Genomic DNA, 22,709 nt, shown 5'->3' with positions numbered 1-22,709 from the left:
CGCCATGCTCGGCGCACCATTAAAAAGGCCACTCGATTGAGTGGCCTTTTGTTTATTGGTTCAGAGTGCTTATAAGCGGTTGAGCGTTATAAACCTTGAACGCTCTTTGCGTTAGAAGCTATAAGCCTTACAGCCCATAGACATTGAACCCTATAAACCTTGTACGCTATAGACCTTGCACGTACTGAGCATTAGTTCGAACTTCAACCATCTGCTCTAGGTTCTGTTGTGAACCTTCAACGCCGTTCAGTAGCGCTTCGAAATGCTTGATAAGCTCAACTTTGTCTTTCACTTCTTTAGAACCTGCACCGATGTTGGTTAGGTCAATGAAGAACTCGTCGAACAGACCAGAGAAGTCAGTTACTGCGTCGTGGTTCAAGAACTGCTCGTGGTTGTAAATGCTTGGGTAGCCACCCTTCTGTTTATCAACCGCAAAAGAGATGCCTTTCACGTTGGTAATCGTGGTCGCTTTCTCACACTTCAACATACAACCTGCTTCGATGCTTGGCTTGTTACAACCCACGGTTCTTTGGAAGAAACACTGACGGCTGGTCATCATCAAGATTGGGTGGTAAATGCTGTAGAACAGTTTGAAGTTCTCTGGGCGACGAATATGACGAATCTGACCTTTGTTGATCTCGTTCGAAATGAATGCGCCTGCACAGTTCAGCTCTTCTTTCAGAGTAACCAGTGCGTGAGAGTTGGTCGTGTTCATGAACGGGCCTGCAACCCACTCAATACCCATCTCGTAAGCTTTGTAAGCAATACCCGTGTTGTTGGTTACGATGCGAGCTGGCTTGATCTCTTCAAGAATACGAACCGCTTCGTCGTAATCTTTACCGATCAATACCGCTGGGAACCAAGGAATCAAACGTGGGTTTGCTGCCAAGATGTCGATGTACTTGTTACAACGCTTCTTGAAGCTTTCTGGAAGTTTGAAGTAAACATCCGCGTCAGTCACGTCACACAGGTGTAAGTCTTCTACATCGGCGATAAGCATCGACATAGTCGGCTTCTCGTTCACTTTAGGGTGCTGAGGCAGTGCTGGCACTTCAACGTGCTTAATCACTTCCACAGAGCCGTTCAGAATGAAGTCGATCTCGTCTTTTAGGTCTGAAACTTCTTTTAGAGGAATCAACAAGCCTGCATCCACTTCACTGAAGTCGTGGTTTTCTAGCGTGTGAACTGCACTCTTCACGTTTTTGAAGCGCTTCTCAAGTAGCTCTTGAGTAATCGCCTTCTCTTCAACCGCTTTCAATAGCGATTTAGATTGAAGAGTAAAGTTCTCTTTTGGCGTGTTCACAGTCACCGTAAATGGTTGACCCACTTTTGCGCTGAACGACAGTGCTACTGGTGTCTTGCGAATATCAAGGAACTCGATCTTGTCACGCATTTCGTTACCAAGAACGTCTTTCGCTTGGTGAAGTTCGTTGGTCACTTCTTGAATCTGTACAACTGAGATTTCGTTGTTCTGCTCCGTCGCTTTTTCAACAGCGTAGTTCATGCTGTTGTCGCGCGGGTTATCGATGAACATGTCTTTCGTTAGGTTGCCCTTTAGGAAAGAGTTGGTGAAATCACGGTTGAATACTTTGTGTAGGTTCGAATCGTCTTCGATCAACAAACCACTTTCTACAAAGCTATCAATCTGTTTACGCCATGTGTCTACCACGGTGTAAACGTAGTGTGCGCCTTTAATGCGGCCTTCTACTTTCAGTGAGTCGACTTTCGCGTCAACCAATTCAGGTAGGTCGTAGTATGCTGAGTTATCTTTCAGGTTGAGTGGGAACTTGTTGCCCGCGTTGGTGATTTCGTATTCATCACGACACGCTTGGCTACAACGACCACGGTTACCTGAGTTACCCACACTTACTGAGCTTGAGTAACATTGACCAGAGAATGCGATACACAGAGCGCCGTGTACGAACACTTCGGTTAATACGTCGTGATCGTGTGCTACTTCCGTCAGCATCTTGATTTCAGGCAAGTTCAACTCACGAGATAAGTTAACGCGCGTTGCGCCAATCTTAGACAAGAATTTAATCTGGCCTTCGTTGTGCGTTGTTAACTGAGTCGATGCGTGAACGTCTAACGATGGGAAATGCTTCTTCACTAGGTTGAACAAACCTAAGTCTTGAACGATGATGCCGTCGACTTTGGTGTTCACAAGCTGGTTCAGCAGCTTGGTGATGCTCTTTGTCTCATGCTCCAATAGCACAACGTTAAGAGTCAGGAACACTTCACAGCCGTATTCATGAGCAAGGCGAATCACACCATTCAATTCGTCTAACGATAGGTTAGAGGCTCTGTTACGAGCGTTGAAGGTGTCTAAACCACAATAAACTGCATTAGCACCCGCTACGATGGCGGCTTTTATCGCTTCTACATCGCCACCTGGGGCTAATAACTCAATTTTTCTGCTCATTTTTGAAGTCGCTCACTTACTTATAATTTTTAAGCCGCGTATTCTACCCACATCACGATCTCTTTACCACCGTACAACACTTTTCAAACTAAATGACCTCAATAATGCCGAACGAATCCGATCTACCTATCCTTTATTCTTTGCGCCGTTGCCCTTATGCAATGCGCGGACGAATGGGCATCGCACTATCACAGCAAAAAGTGTTACTTCGAGAAATCATTACCAAAGACAAGCCTAGCGAACTATTAGCCAGCTCGCCAAAAGGGACAGTACCGGTATTGGTGTTACCCAACGGACAAGTCATTGAACAAAGCTTGGATGTGATGAACTGGGCACTTCAACAGAACGATCCTCAAGATCTTCTGCGTTCAAGCAATCCAACGCTTAGCGAACAAGTTCAGCAGCTCATTAAAACCAACGATGAAGAATTTATTGGTCACTTAGAAAGGTATCGTGCATCGGTTCGTTACCGAAACATCGATGTTGAACAACGCCGACAAGCCTGCGAAACCTTCATTAAGCAGTTAGAAGTGCGACTTACCGATCAGCCCTACTTTTTTGGAGAAATCCCAAGCTTGGCCGATTTTGCGGTGATGCCTTTCGTCAGTCAGTTTGTGCGAGTCGAAAAGAAGTGGTTTGTGAAATCGGAATATCAAAACGTAGGACGTTGGTTAAGAGCGCACCTTGAAAGTAAGCTCTACACCCAAGTCATGAAGCAATACCCTTTGTGGAATGAAACCAAGCAAGATTGTCTTTTTGGATAACTTAAGAGAATTTTGGGTGACTTAAGGGTATCTAGGGTGATCTAGGGGAATTCTGGAATAGATAATTTCTAGGTATTAAAGTAGTTACGTGACACTGTATCTTCTTTGTAAAGAACAGATATTCAAAGGCTTAACTGGGATTCCGTTGTCTCTTTACCGGTAACGACTGTCTCTTAACTGGCAAACACAGTCTAAGCTAAGCCTTTTGTTCATTTTAACCTGATCACTGAATCGCTATCGAAATCTCGACTTCAGTTTCACCTTTGTATAGTTCAAAATCTGTCGTGTAAGTTCTCACATGTGCGCAGTCAGCAGCGCTGAAATACGCCCACACTTCACCCCATAGGTCGATCACAGCTTGTGGTAATTCACCTTCAGCAGAAAACGTTAAGTATTTACCTGCTTGTATTTCGGTTTCTACAAGCGTATCAACATTCTGATCCGTAAGTGCATTAGTACACGCGATAACATCAAATTCGCCCGTAAAGTCAGACTCGTAGTTAGTGTAAACGCCATACACTTTTGAATCCGGTGTTAATTTCGGAAATGCTTGGTCAAAAAAGCCCTGCCACAATTGCCCTATCTTGGCTCTTGCTGGGTCCATCTCATCGGTATTGGTGGTTCTTACTGAAAAACCATACGCCTTTACGGCTTCTATCGTTTCAACTTTCATTCGTTCTATTCCTAAGCCAATTGACGATCTAACTGTATTGAATCCAATGTTTTATAAGATAACGATGCTAATCTTGTATCTCTTTATGGCCACATTTTTCACAGACAAGGTGACGAGAAAACTCATCCATTGACGCGACAAACGGGCCAAGGAACCAACCTTTTATCATGCCTGCCCAAAACTCACTTCGCTTTTGGTTAGGTTTGTCTGCAAACGCACTCGTCTTTCTGACCAACACAACAACATGTTGTGTCTCTTCTCTGCACGCGGTGCAATAGCATTGTTCTATGGTTCTATTCATTTGAAAGCCTATGACGTTTTGAATGAAACATGCTGAAAGTGAGGGTTGTCGACACAGACATCCAATGTCGCTATTTGAGTTAATACGACAAGTTGTTGCTCGCCTTGAGTACTGACTTTAATGCACTCTTCACGGCTGTCATTGCGCTGGGTATCTAACCCGACACATTCAATCTGCTCGCCAGACTTCAGCGTTAACTTGATTAGGTATCGGTGCATGCACACAATTTCAATATAATCGTAATCGTTGCAACTAATCATAATACCCCTCCAATTCATCCACCACGCTAATGCGACACGCCATACTATGCAATATCTTTACAATCAATAAGTTACTCGTATCACAATCGCATTGCCATAATCAGATTATTGAGTAATTTGTTAAATTTAATCTCGTTCTCACCATTCACATTTCATCTGTGAACGACAATTTAAGGCTTCAAGAATCCTTTCCAATAATGGTACAAACCACCAATGTCTGAAGAACACATTAGCGACATTGCGCCTTTGATTTGTTCTTCGCTCCATTCCCACCATTTCATTTCTAGCAACTGAGCGATTTCAGTCTCATTGAAACGATAACGGATATGGCGTGCTGGGTTTGAACCGACAATCGAGTATGGCGCGACATCTTTAGTCACAACCGCTCGACTTGCGATGATGGCTCCGTCACCAACCTTAACACCACTCATGATCATGGCTTCTGTACCAATCCACACATCGTTACCAATCACGGTATCACCAGAGCGTTCAAAGCCGTCTATCGCACCTTCAAACTTCTCATCGTCTTGATAGAAAAACGGGAAGGTACTCACCCACTGGTTTTGGTGGCCTTGGTTGCCCGCCATCATAAACACGGCGCCAGAACCAATCGAGCAGTAGCTGCCAATGATCAGCTTATCGATGTCGGTTCTATCCGGTAATAGGTAACGCGCACAGTCATCAAAGCTGTGGTTATGGTAGTAACCCGAGTAATAGCTGTGCTCGCCCACGATGATGTTTGGGTTGGTCACTTGTTCTTTGAGTGACTTTCCAACAAACGGGCTTTCAAAATAGTTTTTCATGGTTGTACTCTTAGTTTCGTTCTTTTAGTTAGGTACTTTTGTTGCGTGTTGATGGTTGTAACTTGTTTATATTAGTGTAAAGGCCAACGTGCCCTATCGACCGCCCGCAATATCAATAAATGAGCCGGTTACATAAGAAGCTTCGTCTGACAGTAACCACGCGATAGAGTTAGCGACCTCTTCTGGCGTGCCACCTCGTTGTAATGGTAACTGCGAAGCTAGTCTGTCTACGCGATCAGGCTCTCCGCCGTCTGCGTGCATTTCAGTGTAGATACAACCTGGCCTTACACCATTCACTCGGATATTGCGTGAAGCCAATTCAAGCGATAAGCCTTTGGTCAGTGAATCCATCGCACCTTTGGATGCTGCGTAATCCACATACTCAAACGGTGCACCTGTGCGAGAAGCGGCAGACGATACATTCACAATCGAACCCGCGCCATCAGCTTGTTTGATAAAGGCTTTACTGCACAGAAAGCAGCTTGATACGTTGGACTTCATCACCTTTTCAAAGCGATCCAATTCAATATCAACCAATGGTGACTGGGTAAACAAGATCCCGGCATTATTGACCAAATGAGTCACTGGGCCTAGCTTGTTACGAGCAATCTCAAACAAAGATTTCACATCCGATTCAACAGACACATCCGCCCGCACGCTTATCGCGGTTCCGCCTTGTTCGCGAATCTCGTTCACTAGATCTTCAGCTCGCGACTCATTGTGTATAAAGTTAACGCATACGGCATAGCCTTTACTGGCCAATAATTTAGACGTCGCTGCGCCAATACCTCGGCTCCCGCCTGTTACAATCACTACCTTGCTCAATGAAACCTCCTAATGTTTACTTATTCTGTGCAACCTGATTGTTCGTGACAAACTGATCGTATCGATACAAACTAATTGTTCGATACGATCTGAACCCACTGCGATCGCCACGCCGGCGCTTCGAATGGGTCTGGCCAAAACTCAGTTTGCTTTTGAATTAAACCGTCAACCACCGTGTGAAAGGTAATCACTCGGCCTTTCAACACACTGTCAGTGACCGAAACGTCCGTGACTACCGTATCACCTTCACAGACAATCGAATTGAGCGTGAATTCCCAAACACCATTGGCTGGGTATTCAGTATTGATTGCAGTGAAGTTGTCGCGCCCTAACGTCAATTCAGACGACTGCGGCCAATAGCCTTCAAAATCTGCGGTTAGCCATTCACCTGCCTTTGCAAAATCATTACTGCGCATTGCATCCCAAAATCCCAATACCACTTGTTTTGGTGTCATTATTCTTCCTTAAAGTTATTTACGTGTGGTGATTTTTAAATGTCTGCTTCGTTATGCGTACTTGCTAATGATCGTTAAAAGATCATCGACACTGTTAGCAATGTATTCGGGCTTGGTTTGCCAATTTTCAGGTTTCGATCGGCTATAACCTGCTGCAACGGCAATCACTTTTGCGTTTTTACCCAGCGCGGCTTCAATATTGCGAGCAAACTGTGTGTCCGCTTCATGGTCACCGATGTACATCAAACAAAGCTCGTTAGTCGGATCGGCGCCAAATATGTTCTCGACACATTTCACACCACCAAATGGATGGGGTTTTTGGTTACCGATCGAGACATCGTCATAGCCCACGACCGATTTAAACAAATCGCCGATGCCATAACTGTCGAGCACACCACGAATATTCAATTGAGAGTTTTGAGAGCAGATCCCATGAGGAAGATGAGCAAACTGATTAACCACGGTTTCCATTCCTTCAAACAAGGCAACGGCTGTTTGGTTTTTCTCTTGATGCTCTGCCCACATTCCACCAGCGATCAACATTTCATCGTGTGATAAACCGTAATAGTCGACATACAAGGCTTGCCAGTTTTTAGCCCCGTGGTTGGCTTCATGATAAAGCGCTTCGCTAAGCAAATATTTAGGTAAGTTGTCACCTGACAAGTGTGGTGCGACTAAAGAGATAATGTCTTTTGTGATTGCGATATTCTTTGGAACGGAATTGACTAAGGTTCCATCGTAATCCCACAGGATGGCATCTAACTTCATGGTGTATCTCGTTGTTTAAATTGACGATTTCAATTTATCACTTGAAGCCCTGTTGAGGGAAACCTTATTGTCTTGAATTTGAAAATTAATCCAACCCGAACAAAGCTAGAGCGCAAACCGTTACTAGCAAGTAAAAACCAAACTGCGTTTGCTCACATCACTGCTTTATCAATTGCAATATATGCGTATAATCCCCGCTCCATTGCGCTATCGCCATTAAAAATAGCGCCATTCAACATTTTTAATGAGTACCCAATGTCGAAACTATTTTTCAAAGGCCGTATCGAAACAAGACAGAACCACGTTCTTGCTGGCTACAACGTAAACCGCGATGTAAAAGCGGGTACTGAAGAATCTCCAATCGCTGTAATGGTTCAAACTGAAGCGCGCAAAGCAGAAGTTGAAGCACTAGCCGCTGAAAATACTATCTTCGTTACTGTTACAGTCGACGCAGACAAAGAAGAGAACACCATCGAGCTTGATACTCTACTGAACAAGCCAAAAACGATGACGTTTGAAAAGACCCCTAACCGTAACGACCCATGTTCTTGCGGCAGCGGTAAGAAATACAAGAAGTGCTGTGCATAAGGCTTCTCACTCAAACTGCCAATAGCACGATGAGTTAAGTAATATCTAACGGGAAGATCATTGAGGTCTTCCCGTTTTTATTTGCCTAAGCCAAACTCACAAACTCAGTCGAGGTTGTCTGGTGTATTCAGATATGTTCCACATTGGGTACATTTGTAATCACCTGTCGCGCCCGAACCTGTAACACCAAAAGATAGAAACTCCGATAAAATTCGTTGGAGTAAGCTCGGTTCTTTATCTTCAGCTTGTGGTGCCTTTTGCACTTGGCTACTGAACATCGTGTACCTATGCAGTGTAAGTTCCTTACAGTTACAGCAGAACGCTCTCGTCTTCTCACTTCCATACATAATATCTATAGCCTTAACTCAAAGCACAAATTCAACACATGGCAAATATGCCACATGTTGAGTTAAATCTATATATTTTCATGAAGTTATGAGCAAATTAAAGCGTTTCAAAGAAAGGTAAGCTCTCGACTGTTAAGTGACGTGTTGATGAATAAAGTTATTCAATTCAGTCACGCTTCTGATGATGTAAACCTCTTTCTCTTTAGCGCGCAATTCTAACTGCGCTTTAAAGTCGTCATTCCAAAATTTAGGACACAGTTTTAGTGTCTTATAACTTTGTATCGTGCCTTTTATAACTGAACTTCCATCAGGCCAGCCTTCAGGTTTAACGAATAGACCTTTGAGCATTCTCTTGGTTACAAACCAGTAGCTAATTGAATAAGGAAGGTCGATATAAACCAAGGTATCAGCTGCATCTAAACGTGTGTTGAACGAGCCTAGAGGGCCAAAACCATCGATGATCCAGCTTTCTGACTTAAGTATGCTCTCATGAGCCTCCTCAAATACTTCACGTTCAACAAACTCTCCGTTGGCCTTGTAAACAATAGAGTCCAACTGGTGAAGCTCTATCCCTGTAGCTAGTGCTAACGCCTTGCTGACTGTGGATTTTCCACTCCCAGGCTTGCCAAAAACCGCGATCTTTTTCATATGACTTCCTCTATTCAGATAAAACCCATAAGACAGCGACAAAAAACCCACCTTACGGGTGGGTTCGATAAACAAAGCGCATCAACAATCACACCATTCCTATGGAATGATGATAATTCGTTGGTTAGATTGCGCTAAATTCAGTTTCATAAAACTACTTTTATATACTGTTGCTTAGTTGTCAACACAATGACTAATGGGCGATATCATCGTCATATCGCACCCATTAATAGTCTTAATGAGTGCTTATTGATCTTGGTTATTTTGCTTTCTTTTTCGCCACTGTCGCTTCTGATAGCTTGCTTAGTACACCCGATACTTTCTTAACGACCTCGTCACAGCCATTGATCGCGTGACGCTCTACCAAGTAATTAGGATCGTTGTAAGACAACCATACTTTCTTATTAGAATCCTCAGTGACTAACACCTTCTGCGGTAAATCTATCGCGACTTCTTGAGCACATTGCATTAATGGTGTCCCTACTTTCGGGTTACCAAAGATGATGACTTCCGTTGGTCTCAATTCAAGATCGACCTTACTCGCGTTTTTCTGATGGTCGATTCTCGCAAACAAGGTCAAACCTTTGCTCTTGGCGATTTCTTCAAAGCGGTCAGCGGTCTCTTTCACTGAATAATTACTTTGGTATTTAATCAAACCATCAGAAGCCGCAGCTGAAAATGATGCCGAGAGTAAAATGGCGCATAGTGGTAGTAATTTTTTCATCGTCACCTCTGAGGTTTAACCTAATCAAACTTACATTCATAGCGCCACTTCCAAATTCAGCGACGTAACCCATGTCAGTATAGACGCGATTCCATTCTCAGTTTGCAGAGAGGATCACTTTTCTAATGCGTCTTATTATCATCAGTTTAGGTGGGGATTTTTTCAAAAGTTAAACACACGATCAGTGCCACGATTTGGTTCCACATTTCTCACACTGGTATTCGTAATCACTGTCGACGTAAAAACCGGGAACATTATGGTCACCTTTAAACAATAACGTCATCAGGTACTCCATCAACACGCCTAGCTTCCATTGTTTCTTTTCAGATTCAGTGTCCGCTTTAGATTCAGCATCGGAAGCGTTAACAGCAAGGTGCGGGGTAAGTGCGTTACACTGTTCGCAGTGATAAGGATGTTTAATATACTTATTATCAAGCATTTATATAAGCCAACCAATATTTATAAAGTTGATGCATACTAACAACTTATCACTCGGTTCTCGAACTTATTGTTGTCCACTAGATCTTTATTTGAAAGAAATGAGACACAAGGTAAGTGCCATGCATCTTGAATCAGTTGCCATCGAGATTTCCCTCATTGAACAGCTAAAGCTATTGTTACGCTTAGGTACGAAATTAACTTTTACTTTAATAGCCCTTTGTCCGCAGCACCTTCAAGCTGCACTTCTAGCTCTTTCCATAAGGCACGACTGCCTTTAGAAATACGCTCGCCATTGAAGGTCAGGACTTTGTCTTTGGATATGTTGTGCTTCTTCCAGCTATGACCACCACCATGGATGTTATGAAGCAAAGGCGGCACTCTATCGATCGCCTTACCAAATCTAGCTTCCGGTGACTCACCGGCTTCGAACTCAAGCCATAAATCCAAATACTCGCTTCTTGAATGGCTCGGCAATGATTTCAGCAAGCGCTCGACGCAGTTTCTCTCTTTGAGCTTGTTTTCTTCGGTTTCACTGGCATAAATGATGGTATCTCCCGCATCGATTTCCCCAAGGTCATGAATCAGCAACATCTTCATTACTCGGGTAATATCGATTTCTTCATTGGCATAGTCTTTCAACATGAGTGCGCTCAAACAGACGTGCCAACTGTGCTCAGCGGAGTTTTCATATCGATCCAATCCAACCGGTTTTGTCTGTCGATGAACATCCTTTAATTGTTCAATCTCGACCATGAATTGCAGAATGCCTTTGATTTCTTCCACGATGAGCGTCCTTAACTTAAGTTGATGATTTAGCGGTGCGGAGGGTTAACCTAACGAAAGAGAAGCGTTACTCCCAATGAACCGACATTTTGTAATACGCAACACCCGATGGTTGTGGGCTAAGCTTATCTACCTGTTAGCCATAGGGTGTTCAGGATTTAACTGAAGCAGATCCCACAAGTTACCGTAAAGATCTTCAAACACAGCAACGGTGCCGTAGCCTTGCTCTTTAGGCTCTCGGACAAAGTTAATGCCCAAAGACGTCATACGTTCGTAATCACGCCAGAAGTCATCGGTGTTTAAGAATAGGAATACGCGTCCACCAGCTTGGTTGCCGATGAAATCGAGTTGCTCTGGCTTGGAAGCTCTAGCAAGTAACAGGCTCACACCGGTTGAATTTGGTGGAGCAACAACAACCCAGCGCTTATCTTCTTCTGGCAGATACGTGTCTTCGATGAGATCAAACTTAAGCTTGTTTACATAGAAATCAAGCGCTTCATCGTAGTCTTTTACCACGAGTGCAATGTGGACAATATTCTGTTTCATAACATACCTTGTTGGGGTTTTAGCTGCGTGGAATGATGCCATGAAGCAGGTAAAGACACTAGGTGTCGCATCATAAATCGTAGTATCTCGTCCGTCACAATCTAAAAGGTATACATCATTTATAACTGCCAGAATCCGAGCTCGACGCCACCTTGAATGACAATGGCACACATCCCGTGACGTGGTAACTCCATTGGCGGCACCGCAACTTCGGCGCCTAGTTTCTCGGCTGCAGTTACTGCAGACTGAATATCCTCAACCAACGTGTAATGACGAACAGTTGGTTCTTCAGTTTCACGAAGCGGTGCTCGAATGCCAATTACCCCGCCATTAGATAGCTTTGCAGTGCGCGCCCCACCAAGGTTCACATCTGCACCACTGAATTTCACGTTGTAGAGCTGAGCGTATGTTGCACAAACGACATCGACCTCTGGGGTAACCACTTCAAGATATTGAACCTTCATCAAATTTCCTTCTCGTGTTCTTTAAGACTCTCAACCTGCATACAGCTGTGCAGGTGTTTCTCATCAATAATTTATTACTAAGCAATTCGACCGCGCATGATAAATTGCGGGCCTGCTGCGCCACCTAAATACTGTTGATTGATATCTTCGAAGCCGCCTTTCTTATAACAGTTGAATGCTGCCGGATTTTTGCAATTCACAGTTAAGTAAATCGACTCATACGCTGAGTAATTCGCTTTTAAATACGGAAACAAAGCCTTCACCGTGCCTGTTCCTAAACCTTTACCTTGCTGGTTTTTATCAAGCACAAAAGCTCTCAAGCCAATGCTTCCTTCAGGGCAGAATTCGTAGTGCTCTGCGTAAGCGATATCCAGCTTAAAGAAACCCACAACTTCGTTATCAGACTTAATCACGTGCAAGTGCGTCGTTTCACTGCCGTCTAATAAAAACTCTGCAGCTGTACCAGCGAACTTAACCTGTTCATCGGCGAGTTGGATGGCCTGAACTAACGCCACATGTGAATCTTCAAGCCTTTCGATAGTTATCATTGTTGTTCCTTCTGTATAACACGCACGAAAAACCGACTAGAGCTCATCGCTAGTGTCTCGAGAACCGTAGTTTGGGAAGTTGATATTAAGAACGTTATCGTCCTCAAGAGTGAATAGAACACTTCCATTCTCTACACCGGTTTCGTTTCTATCTGAACAGCCTAGAAACAGCTCCCAATCAAACGAATATTGAAGTCGGTATTGATTCGCATTGATGTGGAGAACGCCTTTGACTTTGATACCGTTCACCACATGTGCCATATCATCGATGTATGACAGATCAGGGATTAACTTTTCTTCGAAATCACTCTTATGCTCGGTTAAGAAATTGAGCAGTTCAGAACATAACTCGGAGCCATGAACCTATGGTTTAGACAGACTAGAAAACAACATTTCTAAATACTCCAAGGATTGTTTTGATATTGGGAAGATGCGCGCGAGTCTGTTACAAATTCAAGCTCAATCGGAAACGGTAACTTCAAAATCCGACACTACATTAGAGTTTTGGATGTGTTGATACCAACTTTTTACGTCTTCAACCAGCAAGTGCATCATGTAATTGTGACAGTGCGCAGGTTCATAAAAGTTTTGCAGAAGGAACGCACAACTGCCGTGACGCAGATAGGCGATATCGTGAAATTCAGACATCACTTCGAAGCCGATTGACTGGTAAAAACGCTTAGATAAATCGAAGTCTTTCGCGGGTACGAAAGACTTAATTTCTGAGACTTTGAGGTTTTCCATCCTACATCCTTATAGTGTTGATATTCCAGTGCTGACACGCTTAACGCTTTAAGTGGTTACAGCGTCTATTCAGAGCCCTGCTGAAATGAGTCGACTTCGGCTTTGGTTAAATAACGCCACTGACCTGCTTCAACATCTAAACGAACATCACCAATCTGTTCACGGTGTAGGCCAACAACTCGATTCCCTACCGCAGCAAACATTCGTTTTACTTGATGAAACTTGCCTTCTGTGATGGTCAACAGCACTTCTTTACTGGTAATCACTTCGAGCTCTGCCGGACGCGTCAGATTTTGTTCACCCTGCAATTGAATGCCCGCTTTGAACTTATCAGCAACATCGTCTTTGATATCTCGTGACAATGTCACGCGATAGACCTTCTTACATGACTTGGTTGGCAGTGTGATATTGAATGACCAGCGCCCATCATCGGTAATCAAGACTAAGCCCGTGGTGTCGGCATCTAAGCGCCCTGCTATGTGCAGTTCTGATGCTTTGTCTATCTCAATGTAGTTGAACAGCGAGGGATAAACTTCGTCGATATTGGAGCAGATAGTACCCGCAGGCTTGTGCATTAGGAGGTAACGAAATTCACGCAACTTAAGCGGCGTGCCATTCAACAAGATAGCGTTGCTTTCATGAACCTGAGTCGATTCATCGGTGACAATCTCACAGTTTACGTTCACCTCGCCATTATGGATGCGTTCAATTGCTTCAGGCTTGGTTAGTTCAGTGCTTTTACATAGGTATTTATCAAGGCGCATTAATCGTCGGCACCACATTTTGCGCATGGCTTATAAGTACGTTCGCCTTGAGCAATCACCACATAGTCTCGAACGCAGTTATCACATAGCGCCAACTTTGGGTATGCGTCTTTCTGTTTCTTTGCGTTGATGTCGCCTTCGGTGGTGTATACGGTTCTCATTTTGATGCCTTGTTTTAATAACTTGCTAGGCGCAAATTGTATCACTGTTTACAGCCTTGTTTGGAGTGGTGTTAGGTAGTTAAAGTAATATTAGGTACTTCTATTTTAGGCTCCCTTCCCGAAACAGTTTAACCATGAACAACAAAGTCAACGTGCCACGGCTATCAGTGGTAAAATGATAAAAGCTCACCAACTTATGAAGTCGATAATGAAAGATTGTAATCAATGCGGAAAATGCTGTATCAAATACGGAGATGGCGACCTTGCCGCGACTCAAGAAGAGATCGATTTGTGGGAGCTGTTCAACCCAGACATCTTTGAATATGTTCGAGGAAGCGAGATATGGTTTGACCCTGAATCTGGCGAACGTTTAACTCGCTGCCCTTTTCTGGAGCTAGTTCCGACGAAAGACACCAAGGCTCAAGCCAAGTACACATGCAGCATCTACTTAGACCGACCAGAAGATTGCAGACACTATCCAAGTCTGATTAATGAGATGGTACGAGATGAGTGTGAAATGATTGAGGTGGTGGATTTACAAAACACGAAGAAAGCTCAAAGGAAACTCGACCTATTGATGAAAGACAGCCGCCCTTCAAGCTATTCGTAAGCGATGATCTTTTGAAGATCAATCTTCAGTATTAGCTAGTAGCCGCTAAAACCTTAAGCCAAATACTGGTTCGCTTCTAACCAATCAAGCGCAACCAGTGCCGCCAATGAGCATACCGCTCTGTCGTTGCCATCAACAAACTTAAGCTCTTCGATTTCAGCATCTGGAGACAGTTCGCCTGTATAATCAGCAAGATAACAAGTCAATTGCACTGATACGCCTTCCGCTTTGCCATCAGCTTGGCCTGTAAACGTCTCGACGTATTTGATGGAATCAGGCACTAAATCGACTGAGATCTCTTCTTTGATTTCGCGAACCAGTGCTTGCTCATCACTTTCGCCAGCTTCACGCTTACCACCCGGTAGATAGAACAGTTCTTTGCCTTTTGATCTCACCATCAACAACTTGCCGTCTTTGATGAATATCCAAGCCAGCTTATCAATTACCTTATGCATGTCGTTAGACCTTATTTCTGTTTTAGTTCTCGTTATTACTGAATCTGGCCGCGCTATTCTATTAGTCACGACCAAACAAAGCCTGGGTATGTTACACGCTGGAATGAATATACTCTATTGAATCAAATAGGAAATATCATAACCAAAACGAAAAATGACAGCGTTCGAGACAATGCTCATCAACTGTCATTGGCGATGTTTACGAACTGCTCTCTAGCTGCCCGCGAATAGTATCAATCGACTAGCCACTTAAGCGCAGAGTCATGGTCTTCGAATGACTTAATCTCACCGGACACAAACCAGCTCCCTACTTTTGAAGCGAATTCTTGCCAGCTTTTATCGCCGAAAATAGCAATCTTGTCTATCTTAGAATTGAGCTCTAATCCCAGTTTAAAATCATCCCAAGCAGCACGTAACTCCCAACCCGTTAAGGTGGAGATGTCGACCAGCATCTTGAGTTCAGATGAATCGAGTTCTTCTAGCGTGGTATTTAGAATTGGCATCATTGCTTGATAGTCATCGTGTGTAAGCTTGCCTTTCGCTTTAAACACAACGATGGTTTCACCGCTAACACGTTCAATTCCAACCGATATTCCATGACGTTCGATACTCATAACCTAGCCCTCATAGTAGAAACTAGAGTTAGCTTAGAGGATTAAACAGCAAAGAGATGAGAGGTTTACGTCAAAACGGACAAGCGCTTTATCTGAACTTAATATCAGAGAGTTAATCGCGCTACTCCAACAGTTCGCTTAGGGATTGAACTTGTACGATACCTGGATGCTGTGACTTAAGCTCAGCACCTTCCGTGTTCAACCACACCGCTTGCAAACCCGCTTCAAGTGCTGGGTAAATGTCTTTCTCTAGAGTGTCGCCTACCATGGTGATCTCTTGTGGTGAAACACCGAGCTTAGAAATAATGGCAGGATAGAACCCCGACTCGAACTTAGAAAAGCCAATGCTCGCCTTACAAAAGTAACCCAAGATATATTGAGACAGGCCAACACGCTCAAAGGCTCGAATGATGTCGTCTTTACTGGAATCACCAGCATTGGTAGCAACATAAACTAGATGAGTTTTCGACAACTCCCCCAGTAATGCACGAGCACCACTCACTTCTTGTACGGTTTCCCAGTCACACATCTTCCCTTGTGCGTCTGGCAAATCGACCATCAGCGTATTGCCCCAGTCGAATAAGACTATTTCTGTTAATTCGATTAGCTTTGTCATCTTGCCTCCTGCATACGATGAATTATCTAATGTTTAAGCGAGCCTATAAAAACTTCTCGGACGGTTAGGCTCATTATGGACAACCTTGTTACTGTTTATGGAGCACGATCTTCTAAACACAAAATACCCTTTATTGATAAACCACTTTGAAACGCTCCAACATAAGTAACATGTCTTCACTTGGTGAGATCTTGAGCTCTTCACATTCACGAGAGAAGAAGTTCCAGTGAGCTTCTTTCCACCATTCGAGTGTTTTGTCACCCTCGCCTTCGGCAGCAGCAAACTCCGCCGTCACTTCGTTATATTTGCACTGTGAGACTGAAGTGATCTCTACAATGCAAACTGGCTTGCCATCCCAGTCAGTGACGACTTGCAAGTGACCAACTACTGGTCTCGTCTCGCCTTCATGGCTGTACCAATATTCAAGGCTGCAAGACGCTTGTTTTTCACCCTTGAGAATTAACTGGGCGCAGAGGTTGGCGTTGTATTCATCAGCACAGTAATAGTCGGCACTAAAAGAGGTGTATTGCGAAGCAACGTCTGCTGGTAATGTGTTGAGGTAGCTATCAAGATAAGCTTTGCTTCTTTCTTCCATGATCTTTCCAAATTCAATATCAGGTTGAGCCGATAAACACTTATAGATTAAGCATCTGGCTGCATTGGGAGTAACCTATCAAGTCAGGTTATAGCTGTAAACCGAGTGAATATCAAAATGTGGGCTGAGAAAGAAGAATATAGGTAGGATTTCGAGGCCAGTACAAGGAGATCCAAAAAGTGAAAGAAGAGCCAAAAGCACCTTTAGTCGGTGCTTTTGGCTCTTAGTATCTCGTTACTAATAGCTCGTAACTGACGGGGTATTAACGGTTCAAGAAGTCGACCGCTTTGTCTGGGAAGTCGGTAAACACACCATCAACTTTGACTTGGTTGTAGAAGACATCCAACATGCCATCAAAGTTGTCAGCATAAGCTGGGATTCTTCCCGGGTCAGCACGGAACGTGTATGGGTGAACGTCTAAGCCCGCGTCTTTTGCTGACTTCATTAACGGTTTAATGATGATGTTATCTTTGGTCGATGCATTGTCCACCAACATTGGCTTCCAAGGACCAATTCCTTCAGCATAACTCGCCACTTTTTCCATGCCACCAGCTTCAAACATCCAGTCGTAACTGTACGGCGTTGCTTTGTCGCCTTGGTAGGTCATGGTTTCATTCCAATCTGTATAGGCCATCAACTGAACGAGCTTAAGGTCCATTTCCATCGCTGGCATGAGCTCATCATTAATGCGTTGAAGTTCATTGGCGTCGAAACACTGCAAATACACTTTGTCGTCTTTCGATAGGTAACCATATTGATGCAAGGTCGCAAGTACCGCTTTGGAGATGTCTTTGCCTTCGTGACGATGGAACCAAGGTGCTTTAATTTCAGGATAGATGCCCACGTCATAACCTAAGGTCTTATTTAGGCCTTGGATCAACTCGATCTCTTCTGCAAAGGTAGCGACACGAAAATCAGACTGCCACATTGGGAAGCGCGTTGGGTACCCTGCCACTCTTTTACCTTGGTCATCGAGGTTAAAGCCTTCGGTCACTTTCAGGGATTTAATCTCAGCGAGCGTAAAATCAATCGCGTAGTAGCGGCCATCTGCGCGAGCACGTGTTGGAAAGCGATCCGCGACATCGGTGACTCGGTCTAGATAATGATCATGCAAAACCACCAATTGGTCGTCTTTGGTCATCACTACATCTTGTTCGATGTAGTCAGGTTTCATCGCATAAGCGAGCGCTTTAGCGGGCAATGTGTGTTCAGGCAAATAACCAGAAGCACCGCGATGCGCAATCACTAAAGGATCGGCGAATACATTTGCAGATAAGCTTAGTGCTAATAAGGTCAGAGACAGTGACGTTGTTTTCATTATTGTTTTCCTTGATAAAACAGAAGCAGGATATACCTGCCTCTGTTGTTATTTATAGATGTGATTCAGTAAATACACTACTGAGCTAGCGCTTCTTTCTCTCGTTCGAGATCTTTTTGTTTATGGTGAGCACGCTCACCTAAGAAGGCGTAAAGCAGACAGATGATTGAAGCCACACAAGCGCCGACCAAAATAATGAAGCCGCCATCCCAGCCGTAATGGTCAACCATAAAGCCGAGTATTGCGTTCGCAGCAACCGCGCCACCTAAGTAACCAAACAAACCCGTTAGACCAGCAGCTGTACCCGCTGCTTTCTTAGGTGCAAGTTCCAGTGCATACAAACCAATCAACATTACAGGACCATAGATAAGGAAACCAATCGCAACCAATGCCAACATATCAACCGTTGGGTTACCTGCTGGGTTCAACCAATATACCAATACAGCGACTGTCACTAGAACCATGAACAAGATACCTGCAGGTGCGCGTCGGCCTTTGAATAACTTATCTGAAATCCAACCACACAATAACGTGCCAGGAATACCAGCCCACTCATACAGGAAGTAAGCCCATGATGATTTATCTACTGAGAAGTCTTTTGCTTCTTTTAAATAAACCGGAGCCCAATCGAGTACGCCATAACGGATAAGGTAAACAAACGCGTTAGCAATCGCGATTGACCACAACAGCTTGTTAGAGAAAACGTACTTGAAGAAGATCTCTTTCGCCGTCATTTCTTTCTCATGAGACGTATCGTAGTCGTCTGGGTAATCGTCTTTGTGTTCTTCAATCGGTGGTAACCCACAAGATTGAGGCGTATCTCTTACGGTAAACCAAACAAAGATAGCAACGAGAGTGGCAAAAAATGCAGGAACATAAAAAGCGGTTCGCCAATCGTCGTTAAAAGCCCACAGCCCCAACAAGAACATTGGACCAATCAAACCGCCACCCACGTTGTGAGCAACGTTCCATACCGACACGATCTCACCACGTTCTTTACGTGACCACCAGTGAACCATGGTTCGCCCACAAGCTGGCCAACCCATACCTTGGAACCAACCATTTAAGAATAGCAGGATAAACATCGCAGTAATGCTGCCTGTAGCCCATGGCATAAAGCCGAAGCAGAACATCACCAGTGCCGACATTAACAAGCCGCCGCTGAGGAAATAACGAGGGTTTGAACGGTCAGAAACGCTACCCATTAAGAATTTAGATAAACCGTAAGCAATAGATACGGCTGCTAATGCCACCCCTAGCTCACCACGGCTGAAACCCTGTTCAATCAAGTAAGGCATTGCCAAACTGAAGTTTTTACGGACTAAGTAGTACCCCGCATAGCCAACGAAGATGCCGAGAAACAGCTGCCATCGTAGTCGTGTGTAGGTGCTATCGATCTTATCTGATGACAAGCGATCGATATGCGCCATAGGTTTGAATATTCCAAACATAGGAACCTCATAATTATTGGGCGAAGGAAGAATTAAAATGCTCGAACGAAAAAATTTAGCGCTCATTCGAAATCAAGGGAATTGTATGTGCTTCAGGATTAATTTCTGTGATAGAGGTAGTTATTAACAAAAAATAACTTTAAATACAGCATATTAGTTTCATTTAATTAGACTGCGCTTCATATTTTTGTTGGTATCTGTTCAATTAAACATCAGAACTTTCGAGGGTAAATAAATCCAAAAAGAGCGAGCGAACATAAATCAACCAACAACAACTTTGTTATTACTGCAAATGCATAGTGAATAACAACAATTTTGGTTGAATCTGTGGAGTTATGAAGGTGGTTTGGGCTATCGATTAAAGAAGTTCGTCAAAATCAATGCAAACAAAAAGGGTCTAGATTTCTCTAGACCCTTTTAGGTAATAACGCTTGGTGGTTTTGTATTGACTAATGAGACCAACATTAGCTAATTACACGAAGTATTAGCTCACCACACGAAGTGATTATGCGTCGATGTAAAAAGCTTCTACTGTGCCTTTTAGAGTAATAAGCATTGGCTGACCAAAACGATCTAGCGCTTTTGGAGAAGGGATCTTAACCCAACCTTCGCTGATGCAGTATTCTTCAACATCAGTACGCTCTTTACCATTTAGACGAATGCCGATTGGGTATTCGAAACACTCAGCAACGTGGTGTGGGCTGCGTGGGTTACCTGCAAGATGATCTGGTAAAGCTGGTCTTGAATTAGTATCGCTCATGTTCATTACCTGTATGTACGTAAATAAAAAAAGTGCGTCATTCTAGTCAATATAGGCTTTGTGCTCAACAACTGCTGCAATAAATCGTCGTGATCGTTTTAATCGACAGCGAGTTGTTTGATTTAAAGGCGATATATGCATAATTTCAAACGAAAATTTAACAGAGTTATGAGGTGTGGATACAGCGAGCACTTCATTACTTGAAAAGCAGATACCACACAAGTAGGTTTTCATTGTGAGCCTATCGTTTGAGCTCAATACTCATCACTTTATGGTTTGGCTCTGATTCGATGTCAACAACTGACCAACCTAGCCCTTGATAGAGTCCCGTGATATTGGTGTACGCGTAGAGTTGAGTTTGCACTGTAGAAGATACTTGTCTGACACCACGATTAATCAATTCACTGGCAATACCTTGGCCGCGCCATTGAGGGGCGACAAACACGGCGTTGATCCAAACCACATCCCGAACTTGATGAGGTTCCTGAAAATAGGAATACGCCAAACCACCAATGACCACATTATCGCGAAGTACTGTGATTACCGGAGGGAGATTTACGTTTTCTTCATAGGTGTCTTTAAACTTGAAATCCGACCACTCGCTTTGAAATAAGTCTTCTAATTCACTCCAATAAGGAGAGCTTTCATCGCAATTTCTAAAGATTACTTTCTGCATTTTTCCTTCCTTTGACAGGGGTGGTTTGGCCATCCTAGCCTTGGTTTATATCAGAGTCGATAAAGCTACTCTTCTTCGTCATAATCGTCTGCAGGGTCTTGATTAATCTCTTCGCCGCATCCTAAACACTCACCTTGTAGTTCCGTAGGCATCACAATAATCAAACCACAATGCGGGCAAAGATCGCCTTGTTGAAACATCCTGTATTCCTTCTACTTCATGGCTATTGCTTAGGATACTGTTGCTTACTCGCTTCTAACCAGTCGTGAATAACTTGGCGAGCGGATTCCGACGGCGGTGCATTTCGTTTTCCGCAGATTTGGTCGATTTCAAACGGAAATGCTTTGCTCGGAACGCGGCGTAAACCTATGGTTAAACGTTGAGGTTTGAGCATGCGGAACACCACATAACGATCGCTCATGATTCGATTGTGATACACACCAATACAGTGCTTCTGCTCTATACTTTCATGTTCAAGGTCGTAATAATCCGTGAGAGGATGAATGTTGTCATTGCCAAGTAAAGGAACGGGATAAGGGATGTCTTTATCCATTGGGCAGTTACCCTCCAAACGACGTAATTGGCGTTGCTCCGTCCAGCGGTCATGGAGTTGTTCAAACATCGCAAAAGAGTTCTGACTGGTAATCGCGCGCAGTGGATCATCCATCTCCAAATCTTGCCCTAGCAATATCGCATCTTGGAACATCGCCATCTTCGACGGTGCGTTAAGTCTGCCCTCTTCCACCATTGCAATCCCTAGCCTGCTACCAGTTAGAAATGGATGAACTTGGTCCAAACGCAGGGCTGTGTATCCAACTTTTGAGTAATGCTTAAACTTAAGAACTCGTCTTTGCAGTGGCTCGAGAATGCGAACAATGTGGTCGAGTTCATCACCAACATTGTAATGAAGCTCTAGCTTGTCGATGAATTTGAGTGTCGCCTTGCTGCCGTCTAAGCCCAACTTGGTAAGGATCTTCTTCTGCCCTAAGCGACTTAGTGCCAGTGCTTTCTTGTTGTCGACACTGTATTTCATGCAGATCAAAGCCAAAATAACAGGCCTTAATTCAAGCAATTGCGCGGCTTCATAAGTATTCGCAGCAAGCCACAACATCTGGTATTGGTATTCTGGAAAGTCGTCGGTGATTTCACGATAACGCGCAGGTAATGAATTTAGCCAACGACCATTCACGTCAAACTGTTCAACAAGGTTGAGGCTCAGCCCAATGCCTCCATCAAGCGGTCGTCTACCATCTTCAAACACATGAAAGCCGACGAGCTTTTGAGACCAGTCTCGGATCTCAATATCGTAGTCGAAACCTAATGTTCGAGTGGGAATGGTTAGTAGTGCTGTCATTGATGCCTCTTCGTTATTGGCGCATTGAACTATCAAGCCTATCTAACAGCATAAGCTAGCGCTTCAACCACTATATCAACCTTTTGTAAATTTCTTACCAATCAAAGCGATATAAATACGATAGTGCTTAGAAGAACATTGAATGATGATTTTACGGAATATGAGATCTCTTCGATATCATTTGCGTCAACAGAAACTATGCTTGTTACATAACTCACAACAAGAGGCTTT

Annotated in this window: 32 protein-coding genes and 1 pseudogene; 3 read left to right on the top strand and 30 right to left on the bottom strand. The window is 43.8% G+C overall.

The window, feature by feature from the left end:
* Positions 1-166: 166 nt before the first annotated feature.
* Positions 167-2,422 (bottom strand): peptidase U32 family protein, encoded by a 2,256-nt coding sequence (locus AB4161_RS16805; RefSeq protein WP_372083674.1) that lies wholly within the window; start codon positions 2,420-2,422, stop codon positions 167-169.
* Positions 2,423-2,595: 173 nt separating this feature from the next.
* On the opposite strand from AB4161_RS16805, the gene AB4161_RS16800 reads away from it, so the two are divergent.
* A complete protein-coding gene (locus tag AB4161_RS16800) occupies positions 2,596-3,186 on the top strand; it encodes a glutathione S-transferase (RefSeq protein WP_372083679.1) in 591 nt (196 codons plus the stop codon).
* A 223-nt stretch (positions 3,187-3,409) separates the two neighbouring features.
* On the opposite strand, the gene AB4161_RS16795 is transcribed toward AB4161_RS16800, so the two are convergent.
* The 7 genes from AB4161_RS16795 to AB4161_RS16765 form a co-directional block, all read right to left on the bottom strand.
* Positions 3,410-3,859 carry a GyrI-like domain-containing protein gene (locus tag AB4161_RS16795; RefSeq protein ID WP_372083673.1) on the bottom strand — a complete coding sequence of 150 codons (450 nt, stop codon included), beginning with the start codon at positions 3,857-3,859 and terminating at the stop codon, positions 3,410-3,412.
* Between the two features lie 67 nt (positions 3,860-3,926).
* Complete coding sequence (locus tag AB4161_RS16790) at positions 3,927-4,160, bottom strand: hypothetical protein (RefSeq protein WP_017068340.1); 234 nt, start codon at positions 4,158-4,160, stop codon at positions 3,927-3,929.
* Between the two features lie 8 nt (positions 4,161-4,168).
* Positions 4,169-4,420: a Rho-binding antiterminator gene (locus tag AB4161_RS16785; RefSeq protein ID WP_372083672.1), complete on the bottom strand. Its 252-nt coding sequence runs from the start codon at positions 4,418-4,420 to the stop codon at positions 4,169-4,171.
* Between the two features lie 170 nt (positions 4,421-4,590).
* Positions 4,591-5,223, bottom strand: a complete 633-nt coding sequence (gene catB, locus AB4161_RS16780) for a type B chloramphenicol O-acetyltransferase (RefSeq protein ID WP_017063920.1) — start codon at positions 5,221-5,223, stop codon at positions 4,591-4,593.
* 93 nt (positions 5,224-5,316) lie between these two features.
* Positions 5,317-6,048 carry a glucose 1-dehydrogenase gene (locus AB4161_RS16775; RefSeq protein ID WP_004733853.1) on the bottom strand — a complete coding sequence of 244 codons (732 nt, stop codon included), beginning with the start codon at positions 6,046-6,048 and terminating at the stop codon, positions 5,317-5,319.
* Positions 6,049-6,119: 71 nt separating this feature from the next.
* Complete coding sequence (locus AB4161_RS16770) at positions 6,120-6,503, bottom strand: nuclear transport factor 2 family protein (RefSeq protein ID WP_017061812.1); 384 nt, start codon at positions 6,501-6,503, stop codon at positions 6,120-6,122.
* Positions 6,504-6,554: 51 nt separating this feature from the next.
* A complete protein-coding gene (locus AB4161_RS16765; RefSeq protein ID WP_102393706.1) occupies positions 6,555-7,271 on the bottom strand; it encodes an HAD family hydrolase in 717 nt (238 codons plus the stop codon).
* Between the two features lie 255 nt (positions 7,272-7,526).
* On the opposite strand from AB4161_RS16765, the gene AB4161_RS16760 reads away from it, so the two are divergent.
* A complete protein-coding gene (locus tag AB4161_RS16760) occupies positions 7,527-7,859 on the top strand; it encodes a PBPRA1643 family SWIM/SEC-C metal-binding motif protein (RefSeq protein ID WP_017068336.1) in 333 nt (110 codons plus the stop codon).
* Positions 7,860-7,963: 104 nt separating this feature from the next.
* On the opposite strand, the gene AB4161_RS16755 is transcribed toward AB4161_RS16760, so the two are convergent.
* The 12 genes and pseudogenes from AB4161_RS16755 to AB4161_RS16700 form a co-directional block, all read right to left on the bottom strand.
* The gene (locus AB4161_RS16755) at positions 7,964-8,206 is read right to left on the bottom strand and encodes a hypothetical protein (RefSeq protein WP_029235167.1); all 243 of its coding nucleotides are present in this window, start codon (positions 8,204-8,206) and stop codon (positions 7,964-7,966) included.
* A 132-nt stretch (positions 8,207-8,338) separates the two neighbouring features.
* Complete coding sequence (locus AB4161_RS16750) at positions 8,339-8,854, bottom strand: adenylate kinase (RefSeq protein ID WP_372083671.1); 516 nt, start codon at positions 8,852-8,854, stop codon at positions 8,339-8,341.
* 259 nt (positions 8,855-9,113) lie between these two features.
* Entirely contained in the window at positions 9,114-9,578 is a 465-nt protein-coding gene (locus tag AB4161_RS16745; RefSeq protein ID WP_017066540.1) for a DUF302 domain-containing protein, read from the bottom strand.
* A 181-nt stretch (positions 9,579-9,759) separates the two neighbouring features.
* Positions 9,760-10,017, bottom strand: a complete 258-nt coding sequence (locus AB4161_RS16740) for a hypothetical protein (RefSeq protein ID WP_102393703.1) — start codon at positions 10,015-10,017, stop codon at positions 9,760-9,762.
* Between the two features lie 203 nt (positions 10,018-10,220).
* Positions 10,221-10,802, bottom strand: a complete 582-nt coding sequence (locus AB4161_RS16735; RefSeq protein ID WP_102321002.1) for an HD domain-containing protein — start codon at positions 10,800-10,802, stop codon at positions 10,221-10,223.
* A 129-nt stretch (positions 10,803-10,931) separates the two neighbouring features.
* On the bottom strand, positions 10,932-11,348 hold the full coding sequence (locus tag AB4161_RS16730; RefSeq protein ID WP_017061801.1) for a VOC family protein: 417 nt from the start codon (positions 11,346-11,348) through the stop codon (positions 10,932-10,934).
* Between the two features lie 119 nt (positions 11,349-11,467).
* Positions 11,468-11,812 carry a VOC family protein gene (locus AB4161_RS16725; protein WP_017061800.1) on the bottom strand — a complete coding sequence of 115 codons (345 nt, stop codon included), beginning with the start codon at positions 11,810-11,812 and terminating at the stop codon, positions 11,468-11,470.
* A gap of 77 nt (positions 11,813-11,889) precedes the next feature.
* The gene (locus AB4161_RS16720) at positions 11,890-12,360 is read right to left on the bottom strand and encodes a GNAT family N-acetyltransferase (RefSeq protein WP_017070703.1); all 471 of its coding nucleotides are present in this window, start codon (positions 12,358-12,360) and stop codon (positions 11,890-11,892) included.
* 36 nt (positions 12,361-12,396) lie between these two features.
* Positions 12,397-12,696: a hypothetical protein gene (locus AB4161_RS16715; RefSeq protein ID WP_241910597.1), complete on the bottom strand. Its 300-nt coding sequence runs from the start codon at positions 12,694-12,696 to the stop codon at positions 12,397-12,399.
* Positions 12,697-12,822: 126 nt separating this feature from the next.
* A pseudogene (locus AB4161_RS16710) lies at positions 12,823-13,104 on the bottom strand (glyoxalase); the annotation flags it as partial.
* A gap of 65 nt (positions 13,105-13,169) precedes the next feature.
* Positions 13,170-13,895, bottom strand: coding sequence for a pseudouridine synthase (locus AB4161_RS16705; protein ID WP_372083670.1), 726 nt, complete (start codon positions 13,893-13,895; stop codon positions 13,170-13,172).
* Entirely contained in the window at positions 13,868-14,029 is a 162-nt protein-coding gene (locus AB4161_RS16700) for a hypothetical protein (protein WP_012604036.1), read from the bottom strand. The genes AB4161_RS16705 and AB4161_RS16700 overlap by 28 nt, the downstream gene beginning before the upstream one ends.
* Positions 14,030-14,237: 208 nt before the next feature.
* On the opposite strand from AB4161_RS16700, the gene AB4161_RS16695 reads away from it, so the two are divergent.
* On the top strand, positions 14,238-14,639 hold the full coding sequence (locus AB4161_RS16695; protein WP_102428720.1) for a YkgJ family cysteine cluster protein: 402 nt from the start codon (positions 14,238-14,240) through the stop codon (positions 14,637-14,639).
* Positions 14,640-14,692: 53 nt separating this feature from the next.
* Here the strand turns inward: AB4161_RS16695 and AB4161_RS16690 are convergent, their stop codons facing one another.
* The 10 genes from AB4161_RS16690 to AB4161_RS16645 form a co-directional block, all read right to left on the bottom strand.
* Positions 14,693-15,094 (bottom strand): NUDIX domain-containing protein, encoded by a 402-nt coding sequence (locus AB4161_RS16690; RefSeq protein ID WP_017059210.1) that lies wholly within the window; start codon positions 15,092-15,094, stop codon positions 14,693-14,695.
* Positions 15,095-15,327: 233 nt separating this feature from the next.
* A complete protein-coding gene (locus AB4161_RS16685) occupies positions 15,328-15,708 on the bottom strand; it encodes an STAS/SEC14 domain-containing protein (protein ID WP_102321005.1) in 381 nt (126 codons plus the stop codon).
* 121 nt (positions 15,709-15,829) lie between these two features.
* Positions 15,830-16,324: an HAD family hydrolase gene (locus AB4161_RS16680; protein ID WP_065583633.1), complete on the bottom strand. Its 495-nt coding sequence runs from the start codon at positions 16,322-16,324 to the stop codon at positions 15,830-15,832.
* A 130-nt stretch (positions 16,325-16,454) separates the two neighbouring features.
* On the bottom strand, positions 16,455-16,919 hold the full coding sequence (locus AB4161_RS16675; protein WP_017059207.1) for an ASCH domain-containing protein: 465 nt from the start codon (positions 16,917-16,919) through the stop codon (positions 16,455-16,457).
* A 262-nt stretch (positions 16,920-17,181) separates the two neighbouring features.
* Positions 17,182-18,237 (bottom strand): glycerophosphodiester phosphodiesterase, encoded by a 1,056-nt coding sequence (gene glpQ / locus AB4161_RS16670; RefSeq protein WP_372083669.1) that lies wholly within the window; start codon positions 18,235-18,237, stop codon positions 17,182-17,184.
* Between the two features lie 77 nt (positions 18,238-18,314).
* The gene (glpT, locus tag AB4161_RS16665) at positions 18,315-19,688 is read right to left on the bottom strand and encodes a glycerol-3-phosphate transporter (protein ID WP_052878355.1); all 1,374 of its coding nucleotides are present in this window, start codon (positions 19,686-19,688) and stop codon (positions 18,315-18,317) included.
* A 505-nt stretch (positions 19,689-20,193) separates the two neighbouring features.
* Positions 20,194-20,448 (bottom strand): DUF3297 family protein, encoded by a 255-nt coding sequence (locus AB4161_RS16660; RefSeq protein WP_017059204.1) that lies wholly within the window; start codon positions 20,446-20,448, stop codon positions 20,194-20,196.
* Between the two features lie 241 nt (positions 20,449-20,689).
* Positions 20,690-21,124 (bottom strand): GNAT family N-acetyltransferase, encoded by a 435-nt coding sequence (locus AB4161_RS16655; protein ID WP_372083668.1) that lies wholly within the window; start codon positions 21,122-21,124, stop codon positions 20,690-20,692.
* Between the two features lie 65 nt (positions 21,125-21,189).
* The gene (locus tag AB4161_RS16650; protein ID WP_282575869.1) at positions 21,190-21,324 is read right to left on the bottom strand and encodes a hypothetical protein; all 135 of its coding nucleotides are present in this window, start codon (positions 21,322-21,324) and stop codon (positions 21,190-21,192) included.
* A 23-nt stretch (positions 21,325-21,347) separates the two neighbouring features.
* Positions 21,348-22,478: a PcfJ domain-containing protein gene (locus AB4161_RS16645; protein ID WP_372083667.1), complete on the bottom strand. Its 1,131-nt coding sequence runs from the start codon at positions 22,476-22,478 to the stop codon at positions 21,348-21,350.
* Positions 22,479-22,709: the final 231 nt, after the last annotated feature.

The organism is Vibrio sp. 10N.286.51.E5 (assembly GCF_041469125.1).
GTDB lineage: Bacteria > Pseudomonadota > Gammaproteobacteria > Enterobacterales > Vibrionaceae > Vibrio > Vibrio crassostreae_C.
Note: the sequence above shows the minus strand (reverse complement) of the source record. Positions and strands in the feature narration are given on the sequence as shown.

Coding starts and splice junctions, on each gene's coding strand:
- AB4161_RS16805 (WP_372083674.1), bottom strand. CDS start 2,422: ATGAGCAGAAAAATTGAGTTATTAGCCCCAGGTGGCGATGTAGAAGCG.
- AB4161_RS16800 (WP_372083679.1), top strand. CDS start 2,596: ATGGGCATCGCACTATCACAGCAAAAAGTGTTACTTCGAGAAATCATT.
- AB4161_RS16795 (WP_372083673.1), bottom strand. CDS start 3,859: ATGAAAGTTGAAACGATAGAAGCCGTAAAGGCGTATGGTTTTTCAGTA.
- AB4161_RS16790 (WP_017068340.1), bottom strand. CDS start 4,160: ATGAATAGAACCATAGAACAATGCTATTGCACCGCGTGCAGAGAAGAG.
- AB4161_RS16785 (WP_372083672.1), bottom strand. CDS start 4,420: ATGATTAGTTGCAACGATTACGATTATATTGAAATTGTGTGCATGCAC.
- catB (WP_017063920.1), bottom strand. CDS start 5,223: ATGAAAAACTATTTTGAAAGCCCGTTTGTTGGAAAGTCACTCAAAGAA.
- AB4161_RS16770 (WP_017061812.1), bottom strand. CDS start 6,503: ATGACACCAAAACAAGTGGTATTGGGATTTTGGGATGCAATGCGCAGT.
- AB4161_RS16765 (WP_102393706.1), bottom strand. CDS start 7,271: ATGAAGTTAGATGCCATCCTGTGGGATTACGATGGAACCTTAGTCAAT.
- AB4161_RS16760 (WP_017068336.1), top strand. CDS start 7,527: ATGTCGAAACTATTTTTCAAAGGCCGTATCGAAACAAGACAGAACCAC.
- AB4161_RS16755 (WP_029235167.1), bottom strand. CDS start 8,206: ATGTATGGAAGTGAGAAGACGAGAGCGTTCTGCTGTAACTGTAAGGAA.
- AB4161_RS16750 (WP_372083671.1), bottom strand. CDS start 8,854: ATGAAAAAGATCGCGGTTTTTGGCAAGCCTGGGAGTGGAAAATCCACA.
- AB4161_RS16745 (WP_017066540.1), bottom strand. CDS start 9,578: ATGAAAAAATTACTACCACTATGCGCCATTTTACTCTCGGCATCATTT.
- AB4161_RS16740 (WP_102393703.1), bottom strand. CDS start 10,017: ATGCTTGATAATAAGTATATTAAACATCCTTATCACTGCGAACAGTGT.
- AB4161_RS16730 (WP_017061801.1), bottom strand. CDS start 11,348: ATGAAACAGAATATTGTCCACATTGCACTCGTGGTAAAAGACTACGAT.
- AB4161_RS16725 (WP_017061800.1), bottom strand. CDS start 11,812: ATGAAGGTTCAATATCTTGAAGTGGTTACCCCAGAGGTCGATGTCGTT.
- AB4161_RS16720 (WP_017070703.1), bottom strand. CDS start 12,360: ATGATAACTATCGAAAGGCTTGAAGATTCACATGTGGCGTTAGTTCAG.
- AB4161_RS16705 (WP_372083670.1), bottom strand. CDS start 13,895: ATGCGCAAAATGTGGTGCCGACGATTAATGCGCCTTGATAAATACCTA.
- AB4161_RS16700 (WP_012604036.1), bottom strand. CDS start 14,029: ATGAGAACCGTATACACCACCGAAGGCGACATCAACGCAAAGAAACAG.
- AB4161_RS16695 (WP_102428720.1), top strand. CDS start 14,238: ATGAAAGATTGTAATCAATGCGGAAAATGCTGTATCAAATACGGAGAT.
- AB4161_RS16690 (WP_017059210.1), bottom strand. CDS start 15,094: ATGCATAAGGTAATTGATAAGCTGGCTTGGATATTCATCAAAGACGGC.
- AB4161_RS16685 (WP_102321005.1), bottom strand. CDS start 15,708: ATGAGTATCGAACGTCATGGAATATCGGTTGGAATTGAACGTGTTAGC.
- AB4161_RS16680 (WP_065583633.1), bottom strand. CDS start 16,324: ATGACAAAGCTAATCGAATTAACAGAAATAGTCTTATTCGACTGGGGC.
- AB4161_RS16675 (WP_017059207.1), bottom strand. CDS start 16,919: ATGGAAGAAAGAAGCAAAGCTTATCTTGATAGCTACCTCAACACATTA.
- glpQ (WP_372083669.1), bottom strand. CDS start 18,237: ATGAAAACAACGTCACTGTCTCTGACCTTATTAGCACTAAGCTTATCT.
- glpT (WP_052878355.1), bottom strand. CDS start 19,688: ATGTTTGGAATATTCAAACCTATGGCGCATATCGATCGCTTGTCATCA.
- AB4161_RS16660 (WP_017059204.1), bottom strand. CDS start 20,448: ATGAGCGATACTAATTCAAGACCAGCTTTACCAGATCATCTTGCAGGT.
- AB4161_RS16655 (WP_372083668.1), bottom strand. CDS start 21,124: ATGCAGAAAGTAATCTTTAGAAATTGCGATGAAAGCTCTCCTTATTGG.
- AB4161_RS16650 (WP_282575869.1), bottom strand. CDS start 21,324: ATGTTTCAACAAGGCGATCTTTGCCCGCATTGTGGTTTGATTATTGTG.
- AB4161_RS16645 (WP_372083667.1), bottom strand. CDS start 22,478: ATGACAGCACTACTAACCATTCCCACTCGAACATTAGGTTTCGACTAC.